The organism is Acinetobacter sp. S4397-1 (genome assembly GCF_024129285.1).
Classification (GTDB): domain Bacteria; phylum Pseudomonadota; class Gammaproteobacteria; order Pseudomonadales; family Moraxellaceae; genus Acinetobacter; species Acinetobacter lwoffii_C.
In genome coordinates, this window is record NZ_JAMXXZ010000004.1 from 153,430 (window position 1) to 171,045 (window position 17,616).

Sequence of the window (17,616 nt, forward strand, 5' to 3'; positions counted from 1 at the left end):
TGGTTTCAAAGATGACTTTAATGAATTAAAGAAATACTTAAAAGTCAATAATTCACATAAGTATTCACTCTGTATAGAATCTGTCTAAGAGGTGAATATGATGAAAAAAATTCTAGTTTTATTAGGACTATGTTTGGCTTTTGGGGCGGAAGCGAAACAAAATGGACAAAGTACTGAAGCGATTAAGCAAAAAATGATTCAGCAATCGATTGAAAGTTATCCAGGAAATTGTCCTTGTCCATACAATACTGCAAAAAATGGGAGTCGATGCGGTAAGCGTAGTGCTTATAACCGGGCGGGTGGGTATAAGCCGCTTTGTTATCCAGAAGATATCAGCGATCAGATGGTGAGAGCATATAAAGGCCGTGCTTAGAGCCTATAAAAATAGCAATCACAGATTAGGTTAGATGTTTGAGGGGAAACCGATTCTAAAAGTCATTTTATCTGTGCTTAAACTCTTAGTGCCTTGACTATACCTATAATTAAAACCGGCTTTAGTGAGGTGAAAAGACTATACCCAGAATATCATCGTGTTGGTTTGTCATATACATGCATTCTATTCGCGCCGTGTTGTGATGTCAGGCATGGATTTTGGATGGTGCTAAGCATTTTTTAAGTCAGAACACGCCAGGCACTTCTGATGCAGATTATGATAAGAAAAATAAACAGATATAGAAGAAACTCACTGGTTATCGAGGTCGTCTGGTGAAGTCTGTAGTAATGGATAAGAAAGAGCAGAAGTATGATGCTAAGAAGATAAAGCATTAGGCTTTTTAATATTAATTGCTAGAAGCGGCATATTAAGTACGGGCGTGGAAAAATGCAAAAATAGTCTTGCTGATCAGTTTCTCGCTGCTCATCTTCAGAATGAATGTGTACTTCATTATCTCTGCAATTGATCAGACCTAAATCCTGAGCTTTTTCTGATCAGGTATTTAGTCAGACAATGGACTTAATTTAACCATTAAACCATGTGGCTGAGCAGCCTGAAATTCCAGATGGTAATGATATTTTCTTAAGAGCGTTTTAACCAAAGACAGACCTAAGCCATGACCGGGTTGCTGGGAAGATTTACGCCAGAAGCGCTGTCCCAGATTCTCCATTTCAGTTTGATCCAATATACTGCCATTATCTTTAAAAATAATAGACTTATCTTGCATAGATATAGAAATAACATCGGCATGTGCATGCAAAGCCGCATTCTCCATCAGGTTTTTTAAAACCGTATATAAGGCAAAGTCTGGCAGCTGAATGCTGGTCAGGCTTTCCCAGTCGATATTCAGGCTTTTCTGAAGCGCAGGATAAGCTGGTTGCAGGTCTTGAATAACTTGTCTTAATACGCTTGCTACTTCTGTTGAGCCTAATTCTTCTATTTTATTGTGTTCTAGAGAAGAAAGCGTTAAAAGCTGCTCCAGAAGCTCGGCATATCTGCGGATACTGGTATCGGCCTGCTGTAAATTTTGCTGTAACTTGGGCGATGCCTCGTGCTGTGCCATCAACTGGGCCAGCTGGACATGGGTTTTAATGGCAGTTAAAGGACTGCGTAATTCATGGGCGGCATAGGCCGTAAAGACTTTTTCATTTTCCAGACTATGATGCAGCTTTTGAATCAGTTGTGTTGAATTGTCGACGAAAGGCTGTACTTCATGCGGAATATGTCTAGGGTCAAGATCGGTTAAATATTGGGTTGCCGCCGTCAGGGTTAAATTCTTTTGACTTAAATGCTGGGCGATGTCATCTAGGCTTTTAAATTCCCTGCGAATAATCAGTACAATCAGGATGGTACTGATCAATAAGGAAAGCATCAGGGGAATAAGTACGGATCGTAAAATCTGCTGTAACAAGGATTCACGCAGGAACATGCGCTCAGCGGCGACAATCTGTATATCACCTTTACGCAGTACATAGCTGCGCCATTCAATGCCGCCAGATTGCCAGGTGCTGAATCCAGACGGCTGTTGGCTCAGGTTGGCAGGCGCTCCCCGGGTTTTGGCCAAAACCTGCTGGCCCACTGAAATATCCGAGCTGAACAGAGACACTTCACAGGCAATCAGGTTTTCAGCATCTGCCGATTTATTGGGTTGCTGTATCAGTTCATGATGAATGGCTTGTATGGGAAGTTGTTGAATCAGGCGCGCCACCATATGTGCCGATGCAGAAAGGCGTTGATCCAGCGTCTCTTGCAGGCGTTTTTGCAGGTCAATATACAGCCAGGCAAAAACGATACTCCATAAACACAAAAAGACCAGTAATAAGCTGATGACCAGACGCCATTTCAAACTGTAGCTACGCATCAGCTTTCCCCGGGAGCTTTAAACATATAACCCACACCACGGATGGTCTGGATAAAATCAGCATTTAATTTTTGACGCAGATGGTAAATATGCACATTTAAGGCATTGCTCTCAATACTGTCCTGATAACCATAGAGTTTATCCAGTAGCTGCTCATTTTTCAGAATCTGGTTGGGATGACTCATCAGGGTCTCCAGTAAACTGTATTCACGTCTGGACAGCTGAATGGCCTGCTGCTGATAGAACACTTCCTGGGTATCGCGATTCAAGCTGAGGTCTGCAAACTGCAAGATATTCGATGAAAAGCCCCGATGGCGCCGGCTAAGGGCATGGATACGGGCAATCAGTTCATCCAGCTCAAAAGGCTTGGTCAGATAGTCATCAGCGCCCAGGTTTAAGGCTTCTACACATTGCTGAGTATGTAAACGTGCTGTCAGCACGAGCACAGGTAGATGAATCTGGTCTTGGCGCCACTGTTTTAGTAACTCCAGGCCATCCTGATCCGGCAGTCCCAAGTCGAGCAGACACAGATCTACGGCGCTATGGCGGACAAAATAATCCGCTGTACGTGCTGTACTGACGTGCTCTACAGAAATATTTAAAAAATCCAGAGCTGCACAAATACTCTGCGCAATATAGGGATCATCTTCGACCAGGACGACGAACATACTCTTTCCTTCCGATACTGTGTCTATTTTATAAATGATTCTGCCTGTTAATGCTCCCTTAATTTTAGATTCCTGATAATGGCCGTGATGAAATGAAACGAGATAGGGATGATGGCTTGGATTTGCAGCGTATTTTGGATCATGGTGTGCATAGGACTAAATAGTGCCTATGCTGACTATCTGCCGCCTGATCAAGCTTTTCAGTTCCAGGCGGTATCGACCAGCCAGGATAAAGCCGAACTCACCTGGAAGATTGCGGATGGTTATTATCTTTATCATGATCAGTTGAAAGTCAGTCAGGGGCAAACACCGCTCAAATTGGATTTGCCGGCACCTCAAGATAAGGATGATCCCAATTTTGGTCTGACTCCAGTACATTATGGGCAAGTCAAAACGCAGATTAAAGTACAGCCCCAGCAAACGCTGAGTATTCAGTGGCAAGGTTGTGCAGAAAGCGGCTTATGTTATCCGGTACAACGCAGCACGATTCAAACTGATGCTGAAGGGTTGTTGCCGGCCCAGAGAATCACTGAAACCAAAAAGCTGTTAAATCTGGACTCTACTGCTAATGCTGTGTTGCAACCTGAACCAGCCGCTGAACCGGGACTGGCTCAAGAAAAAAAACCAGCGCCAGCAGCAGAAAATTTAAGTAATAAAGATATCGAAGAAATATCTGAAATTCCGGTCTTGCTACCGCAGACTGAACCAGTCACTGATAAAACGCTAACACCGGCCGCAAGTGAAATCAGCCCTCAGACAGAACTTCAGACACCGGCTGATCAGGCCACAAGCCCCATGCAATCTCAATGGAATAATGACCAGTTCTTTTTTAGCCTGCTTTCGAGCCAGAATCTGTTAATTAATTTACTGGTGTTTTTAGGGCTCGGCATCCTGTTGGCTTTTCTACCCTGTTCCTTGCCTCTGATTCCTATTCTTTCGGGAATTCTGGTTCAGCGTAAAACCGGTTACCGGGCGGCATTGATTGCAGGTGCTTTTGTTGTAGGTATGGCAATTGTCTATGCGTTAATGGGACTGGCAGTGGCGCAATTAGGTTATAGCTTCCAGCGGTGGTTCCAAAGTCCGGCATTCATTGGCTTTTTTGCTCTTCTCTTTGTTCTGTTTGCCTTTAACTTGTTCGGGGCATTTCAACTGTCCTTGCCACAGGGGTTGTTACAGCGTCTGGACCAGTGGCAGCAGCGTCAAAAGGGCGGCACATTGTTGGGTGCCTTCTTGATGGGCGTGATCGCGGCCTTGATTGTAGGCCCTTGTATGAGTGCGCCGTTGGCCGGAGCCCTGTTATTTGTTTCTCAGTTGAGTCAGCCTGTGATGGGCGCCAGCTATTTATTTGTGCTTGGCCTGGGTCTTGGCTTGCCGATATTTATTGCTTCAGTATTTGGGTCAAAATATTTACCTAAACCCGGTGTATGGATGGATCGTCTTAAATTCAGCTTTGGTTTTGTGATGCTGGCTCTGGCGATTTATTTTATACGTCCCTTCATTCCGGGAGTGGTGTACTTCAGCCTGTTGGGCTTGACCCTGTTATTACTTGCAGGCTATTGCCTGCTGAAAATGCTGCCTCATTTATCACGGGCAATTCCGAAAACCATAGTGGCGGTGTTAAGTCTTCTGTTTGCTGTCGGAGGTATTTGGCAGTTTAATCAGGCTGTTGCCCAGCTTAATATCACTCAGGCAGAACGCGTACTGGAATGGCAGAAGGTGAGCACGGCAGAGGAGCTGAGCCGCGTACTTGTCCAGTCTCAAGGACAAGCTGTCATCATTGATGTCTATGCCGACTGGTGCGTAGCCTGTCAGCCTATTGAGCATGAAGTGTTACCACGTGAAGATGTACAGAGGGCGCTGCAGGATATTGTGAGGATTAAGTTGGATCTCACTCATTACCATCCAAGTCAGGATGAAATATTAAAACAGTGGCAGATTCTGGGGCCGCCGACCATGATCATGCTGGATGCTTCGCAGCAGGAGCAGCGCAGACTTCGACTGACCGGCACATTTAGTGCAGAGCAGCTACTGACACGATTAAAACAGCTTCAGGCAGGAGGGCAGCCATGATTTCTTCTGAAGCCTTACATCTTGGTCCGTTGATGTTGCCCTGGACACTGATCATTCTTTTAGTCGCCCTACTTGGAGTGTCGATTGTCGCTCATCTGGTTAGCCGGAAACTGAATTGGAACCCAGCGATCTTTCAGGTGTTTCAGGACTCCTTATGGACCAGTGTGTTGATCGGGCTGATCGGAGCACGAATGGTTTTTATCATGCTACATTGGGATGCGTATTCCACCTCCTTGATCGACATCTTTAAAATTCAGGACAAGGGATTTCATTTAATTGGCGGTGCTATCTTCGGATTGGGCTGGTTTTTCTGGAAAAATAAAGGTTTGGCTTATACCTCAAGGCTGAGCTTTATCTTTATTTTTACGCTGCTTTTAGGTACAGGTATAGCGCTGCAAGCCAGTGTGAAACAGGAAACACACTTCCCGGATTTAAGCTTTTCTTCTTTGAATCAAACCGGGGAAACAGCAGAGCCGATCGCACTCCAGCAGTTCGCCGGACAGCCTACGGTGATTAATATGTGGGCCAGTTGGTGTCCGCCGTGTCATCGAGAAATGCCGGTTTTACAGCAGGCCCATGATCAATATCCTGACATTCATTTTATCATGCTGAATCAGGGTGAAGATGGCGTCACAGTCCGTGATTATTTAAAACGTTATCAGCTTGATTTTAAGCATGTATTACTTGATCCATATGGGGAGCTGCCTCAACAGCTGAATATGTTCGGCTTGCCTAGTACCTTGTTCTTTAATGCACAGGGCCAGCTGGTAGAACGGCATATGGGGGAGTTAAGTCCTGCAATGTTGCAGCACTATTTAAGCAAAATTTCTCTACAACCTTAACTTGACCGGGTGAATTTTATGATGAGACTGACACAACGCACGTTTATTTTTATATTGCTCGCAAGCAGTACAGCCTTTGCTTCAGCCGCGACAGATCTTAAAACACAGATTACGCAGGAAGGCTTTCAGTTTGTGAAGCAAATTCCTGCACCCAGCGGTATGACCGGTTGGGTCGGGCATAGCAATCAGCATCCTGGAACGGTATTTATTTCTAATGACCAGAAATATTACATCCAGGGTGATTTATATAATGCCAAAGGAGAAAACCTGTCGATTGAAGCCATGAATCAACATGCCAAACAGGCGGTTCTGGATGATGTGTGGAAGACTCTGGAAAAAGCCACCTGGATTCAGGATGGACAAAAAACAGCGCCACGTATTGTCTATGTATTTTCAGATCCTAATTGTCCTTATTGTTATCAACTTTGGCGAGAGGCACGTCCATGGGTTCAATCCGGCAAAGTCCAGTTACGTCATATCCAGGTCGGGGTGATCCGTGAAGAAAGTCGAGCTCAGATTGCCACCTTGTTGAAGTCCAAAGATCCGGCCGCCGTGTTTGCCAAGATGAATGCGGACAAAGCTAAGAATCGCTTGAAACCGGCGAGCAGCATTCCTAAAGAGATTGCAGAAAAAATTGACTTTAATGAAGGCTTGATGGAGAAATATGGGTTTTTCTCAACGCCGTCTATGGTCTGGCGCGATAGTAAAGGAGAGTTTAAATCTGCCCAAGGCATGCCCCGTGATTTAAAAGAAATCTTTGAGAAATAAAGTCATCAATCGAAACAGTCGGTAGCTGGTTGCTGGATCAGCGTGAGCAAGATAAGGGCTATTTTGGTTTGAAATTTCAGAGCAGGTAAACTACAAAAATCCAGGATTGAGCCTGATCAACCTGGATGATTGACAGGTCTGATGGAGCTTTGAACAGGCAGTGTAAGTCCGCTCCAGAGCTGGCTTGTTTATAATCCAGCAGGTATGAAAATATTCAGCCAATCCGAGTATTTTGGTGAGTTAAGCTACTTACTCTATCTAAATTGAATGGAGTAAAGTCTTGATAGACAGAGGATAGGCTCTATAATGGCAGATGAATCGCTTTATCTGGCTTTCTTATGCGTCTTGCAACATGGATTACAGTCTTGGTTGGATTGTTCATGTTCCAAAGTCTTTGGAATGTGGCAGCAGCCTTTTGTGCCCATGAAGAACAGGCATCGCTACAGCGTTATCATTTCGGTCACCATCAAAATACTTTGTGTACCAGTGATAACCGACAACATTTGTATCATTCGCAGCTAGATCATTTAAAGCAAATCGGGAACGATTTTGAACTGGGTGAAGATCATCAGGATCATTTACCGTCGATGACACATTTATTGGTGCAAGATGCAAAAGTTATGATTGTTTTGCCCGTGTTCGAGACTCAGGTAATTCCCGAGTTTTATTGGAAAAACAGCTATCAGGCACCGGATCTTTTTCAGCAAAGCCCGCCTCCCGAATTTTCCCCGCTAAAGGTGGGGTAGCCTAAAATATTCCCACCACTGTTATTATTTCAATAAGTGGGAAAACTATGTCTTTACAAAAAATGGCATTCTTGAGCCGTTATCTGGTGGTCGCTGTCTGTGCAGTCTGCGTGCAGTATAGTTCTGCTGAAACGGTCAACAGTTTTGAATCGGCTTTAGCAAAAGTACAAAACTATCAGGCTCAGGATCAGTTGTGGCAACAAGGCCAGCAAGTTTCTAAACTGAATATTCAGCAAAGCCGCTTATGGCAAAATCCAAGTTTAAGCCTCGAAAAGTCCGGATTTGGTTCAGATCAGGAGCAGGAGTTCAGTATTGGCATCAGCCAGCCGCTAGACCTTTTTGGCGAGCGTAAGCTGAAGCAGCGTATGGCACAGACCTCAAATCAGCAAATCCAGTTACAGCAGCAATTATGGCAAGCACAAAGCCAGCTGATTGTGAAATTTGCCTGGTCACAATTGCTGCTTGCTCAGGTTGAACAGTCTGTCTATGCCTCACAATTAACCGTAAGTAAAGCTAATCTGGACAGTGCCCAGAAGCGTTATCAGGCGGGCAGTATTGCACTGGTCGATTTTGAACGTGCCCAGATTGAAGCGCTAGATGTAAAACGGCTGTATCAGCAAGCGCTTTTGAATCAGCAGGTGGCTGAGCGTCAGCTCTCTAATTTGTGGGGAGAAACGGCCGCAGCTATTCAGCCGAATAAAAAGGGGGGGCCTTGGCCGGAGCACAGTGAGCAAGTGGTACAGCGTTATATTGCAGAAGGCTGGCTGGAAAAGCTGTATGCCTTGAATCTCCAGCAGTCGAACAATCAGATTGAAAATTTAAAAGTGCAGGCGCGTCCGAACCCGACCTTGAATGTGGGAATGAATCGTAGCAAGTCGCCGGATGAAAATAATGAAACGGTTTTAGTACTGGGCGTTGATGTGCCGCTGAATATTTTTAATCGTCAGCAATATACGATTCCTATGGCCCAGCAGCAACAGATCTTGCTCAATCAACAGCAACAACAGGAGCTGAAGCAGCAAATCCTGGATATTGCCAATGGCATGCATCAGCTGAAAGGCTTGCGCAGTCAGTTTGATGCAACGACTGAACAGATTGCCTTGGCAAGTAAAGTTCACAGCCGTACCTTGCAAGGTTTTCAGGCAGGAAAACTATCTACTACAGATGTCCAGCAGGCGACTACTCAGCTGCAAAACCTCCGTTTAGGACAATTACAGATTCTGCGTCAGGCCTGGCAAAGTGCCCTGACTGCTGAGGCGCTCAGTATCGGCACCAGCTATGAGGAGATCAGCCGTTCAGATGCTCATACCCAGCTGAATAAAAATGCCATTGCCGTATCACAAAATTTAATCAATGCAGGGGCGCGATAAAATGAACATGAAGCAAAATGGAAAATTATCCCAGCCTCTCATGATTGTGATTTTGATTGGGGTGACGATTCTGGTCGGCATCGCGATCTGGTTTAACAGCAAAAATACTCCCTCTGATCCACATGCGCATGAGGAAGATCATGGTCAACATGCGCATGCAGAGGATTCTGATGAAGCGCATGCAGAGGAGGGCGGACATGGGGCAATACAGCTGACCGCCCAGCAAATGGCCGAACAAGGCCTGAAAATTGCGGTGGTATCCACCGGGATAGTTGAAAAGCTGACTACATTGCCGGGCCGGTTGGTGGTCAATACCGACCAGCAGGCACATATTTCTCCGAACTTTAGTGGTCATGTCGAGCAGGTAAATGTAGCTTTAGGACAGAATGTAAAAAAAGGGCAAATACTGGCGGTACTTTCTGTACCTGAGCTGATCGACCAGCAGGCGAATCTGAGAATGGCGGAAGCTACCCTCGAACTGGCCCGTCAGGAATATCAGCGTGAACAACAGCTCTGGTCACAGGGAATATCAGCAAAACAGGATTACCAGCGTGCCGAAAGTGCCTATCGTCAGGCCCAGATTAGTGTGCAATCTGCCAAGGCACGTTTAAATGCCTTGGGCGCAAGTGGCAATAATAATGGCCGTTTTCTGATTCGAGCACCAATCTCGGGCGTGATCAGCCAGAAGGATATTGTGGTCGGTGAAAATGTCCAGCTGGCCGACCAGTTATTTGTGATTGAACAGTTAAAAGACTTATGGCTTGAATTTAATCTGCCAAATCAGTTTCCAGGCCAGTTGCAACCAGGCCAAACGATTGCTTTTAAGAGCAATGGCTCCGAGCAAAGCTATACCGCCGTCATTCAAAGCTTAAGCCCTCAAGCCGATGTGCAAACCGGGCGTCTGGTGGTACGCGCCAAGCTGAATGTCCAAGCTGACGAACTGCGGCCGAATGTCCTGGTGAATGTGCTGATTAGCGAACCATCTGCAAAAACTGCGTTGCGTATTCAAAAATCTGCACTGCAACAGATTGAAGGCGAGGACAGTATTTTCATTGTTGAGTCGCAAGAAAAAGATCAGGTGCATTTAAAGGTCCAGCACGTCGTACTTGGACAAGTTTCCAGTGATGGCGAATGGCTGGAAGTGATTTCGGGTCTGAGTGAAGGGCAAAAGTATATTAGCCAAGGCAGTTTCTTGCTGAAATCTGAACTGGAAAAAGATGAGGCAGGCCATGAACACTAATTCTGATCTGCCCAAAGCAGAAGGACTGTTTGAACGAATCATCCAGTTCTCGATTCAAAATGCCATTTGGGTCATTCTCTTTGCCTGTACCTGGATTGCAGTCGGGATTTACAGCTATCAGAAATTACCAATTGATGCGGTACCTGACATTACCAATACCCAGGTTCAAATCAATACTCAGGCGAATGGGTTTACGGCGCTTGAAGTCGAACAGCGGATTACTTATCCCATTGAAAATGCCATGGCCGGGATTCCTGATCTGGAACTGACCCGTTCCATTTCGCGTTATGGCTTATCGCAGGTTACTGTCGTTTTTAAAGATGGCACCGATATTTATTGGGCCCGTCAGCAGATCAACCAGCGGGTACAGGAAGTCCAGTCTGAACTGCCTGCGCAAATTGCCCCGACCATGTCTCCCGTTTCCACAGGTCTGGGAGAGATTTATCAATGGGTACTTAAAGCCGACCCGAATGCCAGAAAGCCGGATGGAAGTGCATATACGGCGATGGATTTACGCGAGATTCAGGACTGGATTGTGCGTCCTCAATTGCAGCGTGTGCAGGGTGTTGCAGAGATCAACAGCATAGGCGGCTTTGAAAAAACGTATGTGGTGTCGCCTGATCTGAACCGTATGCAGCAGCTGAAAATCTCATTAGACCAGCTTCAGCAAACATTGCAGGAGAATAATGAAAACCGGGGAGCTGGATTCATTGAGGACAATGGGCAGCAGTTGACGGTACGTGTACCGGGTACACTCAACCAACTCTCTGATATTGAAAATACCATGATCGCCAGCCCAAATGGCGATCCGATTCGGGTCGGAGATATTGCCCAGGTAGCTATTGGACATGATTTAAGAACCGGTGGCGCCACTTATAATGGTGAGGAAACGGTGCTGGGCATTGCCATGATGGCAATGGGAGAAAATAGCCGGACGGTTTCTCAGGCGGTGCATGCCAAGATTCAGGAGGTGCAGAGCAGCCTGCCTAAAGGGATCAGTATTGAAACGGTGTATGACCGTACCACACTGGTTGAAAAAGCCATTCAGACCGTACAGAAAAACCTGCTGGAAGGGGCCATTCTGGTCATCATCATCCTGTTTCTGTTCTTGGGAAATATTCGAGCAGCTTTAATTACCGCCTGCGTTATTCCATTGTCGATGCTGTTTACCTTAACCGGGATGGCACAAAAAAATATCAGTGCCAACCTGATGAGTCTGGGCGCTCTTGATTTTGGCATCATTGTCGATGGAGCCGTGGTAATTGTTGAAAACTGTATTCGCCGCTTGGCCCATGCCCAGCAACTGCTCAAACGTCCTCTTAGTCAAAGTGAACGCTTTAAGGAAGTTTTTCTGGCGGCACGACAGGCACGCCGTCCCCTGATCTTTGGCCAGTTAATCATTTTGGTGGTCTATCTGCCGATTTTTGCTTTAAGTGGTGTAGAAGCAAAACTGTTTCATCCTATGGCTTTAACGGTGGTATTGGCGCTGGTGGCTGCCATCATCCTGTCCATTACTTTTGTACCTGCGGCAGTGGCGCTATGGGTAAAGGGAGATATTCAGGAAACAGAAAGCCGCTGGATGATCTGGCTCAAGACCCGCTATCAAAACGTGCTGGATGGTGCTTATCACTATAAGGCCGTGGTGTTGACCTTTGCGATTTGCCTGTTGGTACTGACGGGTTTGCTTGCCACTAAAATTGGCAGCGAGTTTGCACCACAATTAAGCGAAGGGGATTTTGCCGTACAGCAGTTACGCTCACCGAGTACGGGGCTGGAAGAATCCTTGCGCATGCAGGAAAATACCGAAAAACTGTTACTGAAAAATTTTCCGGAAATTAAAACGGTATTTGCCCGTACCGGTACAGCTGAGGTGGCTACCGATGTGATGCCACCGAATATTTCCGATGGCTATATCATGTTGAAACCGCATGAAGAATGGCCTGATCCGAAAGAGACCATTGATGAGCTGAGAACTCGCATGGTCGCTTATCTTGCCACACTACCGGGAAATAACAGCGAGTTTTCTCAGCCGATTGAACTGCGTTTTAATGAGCTGATTTCTGGAGTGCGTAGTGATGTCGGAGTGAAGGTTTTTGGTGATGATATGCAGCTGCTCAATAGCGAAGCTGAAAAAATCGCCAAAATTATTCAGCAGATTGCAGGCAGTAGCGCAGTGCAAGTGGAGCAAACCTCAGGCCTGCCTTTACTCAATATTGAAATTGATAAAGCTCTGGCTGCCCAATATGGACTCAGTGTCAGATCTATTCAGGATGTGGTGGCTGCCAGTATTGGTGGGCGCAGTGTCGGAGAGATTCTGGAAGGAGACCGCCGCTTTGATTTTGTCATCCGCCTGAGTGATCAGGAGCGTAATGTCGCAGCTGTTGCGCAATTGCCCTTACAACTTGCCAATGGGGGCAGTATTGTGCTCTCTGATATTGCACAGGTTTCAACCATTGAAGGCATTAATCAGGTCAGTCGGGAAAATGGTAAACGTCGAATTGTGGTCACAACAAATGTTGAAGGCCGTGATTTAGGTTCTTTTGTCTCTGAGCTGCAAGCCCGGCTCAAAGAATACAATTTGCCCAGCGGTTACTGGATTGAATATGGTGGACAGTTTGAAAATCTGGCTTCAGCCAAGGCCCGAATGCAAATCGTAATTCCATTGGCCTTAATTACGATTTTTATTTTACTTATGGCCGTCTTTCACAACGTCAGGGAAAGTCTGCTGGTGTTTACCGGTGTTCCATTTGCTTTGACAGGCGGCGTACTGTTTTTATGGCTGCGCGATATTCCCCTTTCAATGTCAGCAGGAATTGGCTTTATTGCCCTCTCTGGGGTTGCAGTGTTGAATGGGCTGGTCATGTTGACCTTTATCAAGGAATTAAGGGAACAATATTCCTTGCATGAAGCGGTATGGCAGGGGGCAATTTTAAGGCTCAGACCAGTACTGATGACTGCCTGTGTTGCCTCACTGGGTTTTGTGCCGATGGCACTGGCTACCGGTACAGGGGCCGAAGTACAAAGACCGCTAGCGACAGTGGTGATTGGCGGAATTATTTCCTCTACTTTACTGACATTGGTGTTGTTACCGGTACTGTATCGCTGGATGAATCATTCCAGACAAAATCGTGATGCCTGATGACCAGTCTATGAAAAAATGAAATCACCATACTCAGGATGATTCTAGAATTGTCCTGAGTCTTCTATTTTACTGTGTGCTGCCCTAAGCAGAATGGCTGTTCATGTCCTGTACCTCGTTAGGTAATATATGCATTTGGGGGATGCCTGGATATTTCACTTCAGATGAATAACTTGTTTTATAAAAAGATCAGGCTTGGATTGAGGTTTTCTGTGGCGAATCAGTATGGTCCTTGGGTAAATTTCAGCACATATTTAATATGGATGTAGGGATAACCCTGAATAGGGATTAGTGTGATCATGCGATAGCTGCTGTTTAAAACCGGAGAGATTTTATTAAAACTATCATCCCATTATTTAAAGTGAGAAAAATTCATTGATTTTATATTAAGATGATTTAAATTAAACCAGATTGGAAGGGCTCAGTTATTTCCGGAATGGAATAAGCCATTTTTATATTTTGGGTATTACGCATGCTAGAACTACGACATTTAAAAACACTGACCGCTTTACGAGAGCATGGGTCGCTCGTTGCAGCAGCGGGGGACCTGTGCCTAACCCCATCGGCTCTATCGCATCAGTTGCGTGAGCTTGATCAATGGTTTGGCGTCGAAGTGGTTAACCGCCGTAGTCGCCCTGTGAGTTTTTCTAATGTTGGGCAGCGGTTGCTGAAACTGGCTGATGAAATTCTTCCACAAGTGCAAATTGCTCAGAGTGATATTAGCCGTATTGTGCATGGGCAGACCGGAAGAATCATTTTCTCTTCAGAATGTCATAGCTGTTTTGACTGGTTAATGCCTTTATTGAATCAATACCGTATGCAATATTCTGACGTCGATCTGGATTTTGCTTCAGGTTTTGAGGCGAATCCGCATGAATTATTACAGACCGGGGAGTTTGATCTGCTGATTACCGCCGATCCGATTGCACTCAAAGGGATCGAATATTTTCCAATTTTTGAATATGAATCCCGGCTGGTGCTCTCCAATACGCATCCCTTGGTACGCGCAAAAGAGATTACGGTACAAGAGCTGGCTGAAGAAACTCTGGTGACTTATCCTGTCGATAAGCACCGTCTGGACATCATGTCGCGTCTTTTTATTCCTGCCAATATTTTACCCAAGCAGATTCGTACCACGGATTTGACCCAAATGCTTATTCAGCTGGTGGCCAGCGGCCGGGGTATTGCAGCGTTGCCAGATTGGGTGGTCAATGAATACGAGCAGAAGGGCTGGGTAACTTCACGTCGTTTGGATTGTGTAGCACCTGCAGGTTTGCGTCGTACTTTATATGCGGGTTATCGGAGCGAGGAAAAAGAAAAAGATTATTTTGAAGGCTTCTTAAAGCAGCTCGAACGCTTTTCGAAAAAGAGAGCAACCTACTACTAAGTATTCTATGATCATCAGCATTGTATTGTTCAATGCTGATGATCATATTACAAATATTTGGATATAAATAAATCTTCCATTTATGAAGCAGAAAAGACCAAACATATAAAATCAGAAACATACACAATTGCGTCCCTCATTTTTAGCTTTATATAAATTGTTATCAGCTATTTTAAAAACTTCCTGCATATTATTAGAACTAAGTGGCCAGGACGCAATCCCTATAGAAATCGTTATATTGCCGATATTGTCAATTTTATGCGCTTCGACTTCTTTACGGAAGCGCTCGGCACTTTCATAAACCTGTTGCGGATTACTGTTTGGTATAATAATGATAAACTCTTCACCGCCATATCGACAGCATAGATCATCTTTCCGAAATTTTTGTTGCATCAGACTGGCAACCTGCTTTAAAACAATATCTCCCTGATCATGACCATAGGTATCATTCACTTTTTTAAAATGATCGACATCAATCAGAAGTATCGAGAAAGGGGTAGCGGTATTTATTTTTTGGGTAATGAAGTCATTCATTCCACGGCGGTTCATCAGCCCGGTTAAAGGATCGGTATTAATATGATTATCCATCTGGGTAATTTGCTGGGAAAATTTTCGCATACTGGACAAGAGGGAAAATTTAAATTTGGTGACCTCATAATACCAAGGCTTGATCTCTTTAATTTTGGAGCTTATTTCAGGCTGATTTAATAAACCTGCCATATTGGCCAGTTGATTTAAAGGTGAGGCAATATAATTCGATAATTTCCAGACGATATAAAATATGAGTACATAGAAGAAAAAGAAGGCCGCTGCCAGTTTATAAAGTATCGAATTTGCCTGTTTGAGCAATTCATGAGTAGGCTGTTGCGATACCACAATCCAGTCTGTAACCGGAATATGGGAAAAGCCAGCCAGATTATCTATGCCTTGACTATTGATTAAACGGATCTGACCATTTTTATTGCTATGCATATAGTCTATGCCAGTATTACCTGTTGCCGTCTGCCCGATTCTATTCGCATCAGGATGGAAAATAATTTCATTTTTATGGTTAATCACATAAATATAGCTATTTTTATAATTATGATTCGTTGTTAAAACTTTATTAATAATATTCTTCTCTCTGAGATAAATGGCTGAACCAATAAAGCCCTTATAAGCATTTGAGCCATCAAAAATAGGCTGAGAAATAAATACAATCATATTATTTTTAACAGAATAATAAGGCGAGGAAATATAGGCTGATTTTTTATTTAGGGAATTTAATACCCCAGGAGTATTCTGTATTTTATTTTTATCAATATTAAGTACATTTGGGGAATAGTTAATCAGCCTTCCCTGAGGATCACTAATGACCACGCTATTATAATGATCAGACTGATATTTTAACCGGTTGGTTTCACTCTCTCTCAGTTCATGGTTATCGAAGTTTTGACTTAAAACTTTAGAGCTGTACTCAAGCTCAAGCAGCATGTTTTTAAAGTAGTTGTTGGTATTTAAAGATACTTTATTGGCATAATTCGAGTTTAAGGCCAGTGAGTTACTGATCAGCTGGTTTGTGACAATCTGATAGCTGATAATTAGAGAAATAATAAAAAGTGTAGAGACACTAAAAATCGCTAATAAAAGTATTAACTTTCTTAAATTCAGATCGAGGCGCTTTCTAAATTTATAAATTAGCATGAAAAAAGAATTATATTTAAGTGTAATGATACGTATTGTATTGTATTTTTCTTGCAAGTTTAAAGAAAAACAACAATAAAATTTCTATCGAGCAAAGGGCGGATTATTTAAGGTGACGAGTTTTCCTCATCTTGAGGTTTTTTATAGCAGCGCCTCTAATTTTCCCTACGTTTTACAAATATTGCAATGGTTTTGATTCTGATTGCTCTACCTGCCTTTATATGAAGTACAGAACTTATGCAAAATAGGTGAACAGGCTTAATCCGATATTGTTTGTTTTTTTCAGTGCCCCTTTGAACAACTTGTGCTCACACTCCTGAAAATGAGACACCATAGCATTCAACTCCAATGAAAACCTGTAAAGCAGATCAGACTACACAACGAGCAAGCAAAGAAATTAAGCCAAACAGACATTAAATCAAAGGCATATACTGAAATTGTGCGAATGATTGCCTTGGGTCGGCCAGTGACGATGGATTGTTGCACCAATCGAATTGCTATCGTGATCGATCCTCAAACTAACATTAGTGTAACGATGCTTGTGGCTAAGCTGGTTCATCTTTCTACTTTACAGTTCTCCTTAAATGATTTTTTAGGATGAAGTGTTATCTTTTAGAGTAAGAAACTTTATATAAGCTTACATAAATATTAAAGCTTCTCTATTGAATAACTTTGTTGACTATTTGAGCATGATCTTTTCAACTTTAATAAGGGATGAAAGGCCATGAAAGAAGATGAAAACCCTATAAATGATGAAAATGAAAATATGCCTGTGAATATTCAGCAGGAAGAAAGGCCTTTAAATTTCGAGGATGATGAACAGCCTTTAAATTTTGAAGATGAAGAGTTTATTGATGATAAAAAAGAAGATGAGCTCTACAATACGATTACCAAAGATGGATCAAGTGTTGATCCTGCCGATGATGCGAAGCAGCACAGACGGCCTGAAAATGGTGAACCTATCGAAATTGATGAATAAGCAAAAGCCCAATTGTATATTGGGCTTTTTATTGGCCTTAAAAGTAGTACAAGACTGAAGAGTTTATTCTCGACGTGTAAAGCAAGTATCTAAGCTAAAATGATCAGATGATTTTTTTCCAGAATAAAGGCTCAATTCAGTCTCTTAGGGATAAAAAATGAAACTTTTAAAGAAGCAAAGAATAAGCAAAGAACATGATAGAAAGAGAATCGGTTTTAAAAAATATTTATTTTCAAATAAATAGCTAGTTTTGTAATCAACTACTCAATTGATACTTCTGTGTCTGGCAGCGCGTGAATAAGAGCCAGAAATAGACTTTAAAATAGACCAGAAATATAATAGATTTCTTTCATAAGTCATTTTTTACTCAGCTCCAAGTTATAAATTCCAGCAATTAGATTGAATCTCAAACCGAGTCTTTTAGCTCTAT

General features: G+C 43.6%; 13 protein-coding genes. 10 read left to right on the forward strand and 3 right to left on the reverse strand.

Annotated elements, in window-relative coordinates:
* Window positions 1–100 precede the first annotated feature (100 nt).
* Window positions 101–373 (forward strand): hypothetical protein, encoded by a 273-nt coding sequence (locus NI467_RS04290; RefSeq protein WP_151202938.1) that lies wholly within the window; start codon window positions 101–103, stop codon window positions 371–373.
* A gap of 562 nt (window positions 374–935) precedes the next feature.
* On the opposite strand, the gene NI467_RS04295 is transcribed toward NI467_RS04290, so the two are convergent.
* Entirely contained in the window at window positions 936–2,294 is a 1,359-nt protein-coding gene (locus tag NI467_RS04295) for an ATP-binding protein (protein ID WP_253151143.1), read from the reverse strand.
* A complete protein-coding gene (locus tag NI467_RS04300) occupies window positions 2,294–2,962 on the reverse strand; it encodes a response regulator transcription factor (RefSeq protein WP_151202934.1) in 669 nt (222 codons plus the stop codon). The genes NI467_RS04295 and NI467_RS04300 overlap by 1 nt, the downstream gene beginning before the upstream one ends.
* A gap of 111 nt (window positions 2,963–3,073) precedes the next feature.
* Between NI467_RS04300 and dsbD the strand changes: the two genes are divergently transcribed.
* From dsbD to NI467_RS04340, 8 genes are all read left to right on the forward strand, one after another.
* Window positions 3,074–5,032, forward strand: a complete 1,959-nt coding sequence (gene dsbD, locus NI467_RS04305) for a protein-disulfide reductase DsbD (protein ID WP_253151159.1) — start codon at window positions 3,074–3,076, stop codon at window positions 5,030–5,032.
* Window positions 5,029–5,874: a TlpA disulfide reductase family protein gene (locus tag NI467_RS04310; protein ID WP_253151145.1), complete on the forward strand. Its 846-nt coding sequence runs from the start codon at window positions 5,029–5,031 to the stop codon at window positions 5,872–5,874. Before dsbD ends, NI467_RS04310 begins: the two co-directional genes overlap by 4 nt.
* A gap of 21 nt (window positions 5,875–5,895) precedes the next feature.
* Window positions 5,896–6,642: a thiol:disulfide interchange protein DsbG gene (gene dsbG / locus NI467_RS04315; protein ID WP_253151161.1), complete on the forward strand. Its 747-nt coding sequence runs from the start codon at window positions 5,896–5,898 to the stop codon at window positions 6,640–6,642.
* 338 nt (window positions 6,643–6,980) lie between these two features.
* On the forward strand, window positions 6,981–7,388 hold the full coding sequence (locus NI467_RS04320; RefSeq protein WP_374982197.1) for a cation efflux protein, CzcI-like: 408 nt from the start codon (window positions 6,981–6,983) through the stop codon (window positions 7,386–7,388).
* Between the two features lie 47 nt (window positions 7,389–7,435).
* The gene (locus NI467_RS04325; RefSeq protein ID WP_253151149.1) at window positions 7,436–8,758 is read left to right on the forward strand and encodes a TolC family protein; all 1,323 of its coding nucleotides are present in this window, start codon (window positions 7,436–7,438) and stop codon (window positions 8,756–8,758) included.
* A 1-nt stretch (window position 8,759) separates the two neighbouring features.
* A complete protein-coding gene (locus tag NI467_RS04330; RefSeq protein WP_253151151.1) occupies window positions 8,760–9,998 on the forward strand; it encodes an efflux RND transporter periplasmic adaptor subunit in 1,239 nt (412 codons plus the stop codon).
* Window positions 9,988–13,137, forward strand: a complete 3,150-nt coding sequence (locus NI467_RS04335) for an efflux RND transporter permease subunit (RefSeq protein ID WP_253151153.1) — start codon at window positions 9,988–9,990, stop codon at window positions 13,135–13,137. The genes NI467_RS04330 and NI467_RS04335 overlap by 11 nt, the downstream gene beginning before the upstream one ends.
* Window positions 13,138–13,609: 472 nt before the next feature.
* Complete coding sequence (locus NI467_RS04340) at window positions 13,610–14,524, forward strand: LysR family transcriptional regulator (RefSeq protein WP_253151155.1); 915 nt, start codon at window positions 13,610–13,612, stop codon at window positions 14,522–14,524.
* A 111-nt stretch (window positions 14,525–14,635) separates the two neighbouring features.
* Here the strand turns inward: NI467_RS04340 and NI467_RS04345 are convergent, their stop codons facing one another.
* Window positions 14,636–16,207: a sensor domain-containing diguanylate cyclase gene (locus tag NI467_RS04345; RefSeq protein ID WP_253151157.1), complete on the reverse strand. Its 1,572-nt coding sequence runs from the start codon at window positions 16,205–16,207 to the stop codon at window positions 14,636–14,638.
* Window positions 16,208–16,985: 778 nt separating this feature from the next.
* Here NI467_RS04345 and NI467_RS04350 point away from each other — a divergent pair.
* Window positions 16,986–17,186 (forward strand): hypothetical protein, encoded by a 201-nt coding sequence (locus NI467_RS04350; protein ID WP_151206600.1) that lies wholly within the window; start codon window positions 16,986–16,988, stop codon window positions 17,184–17,186.
* The last annotated feature ends 430 nt before the right edge of the window (window positions 17,187–17,616 follow it).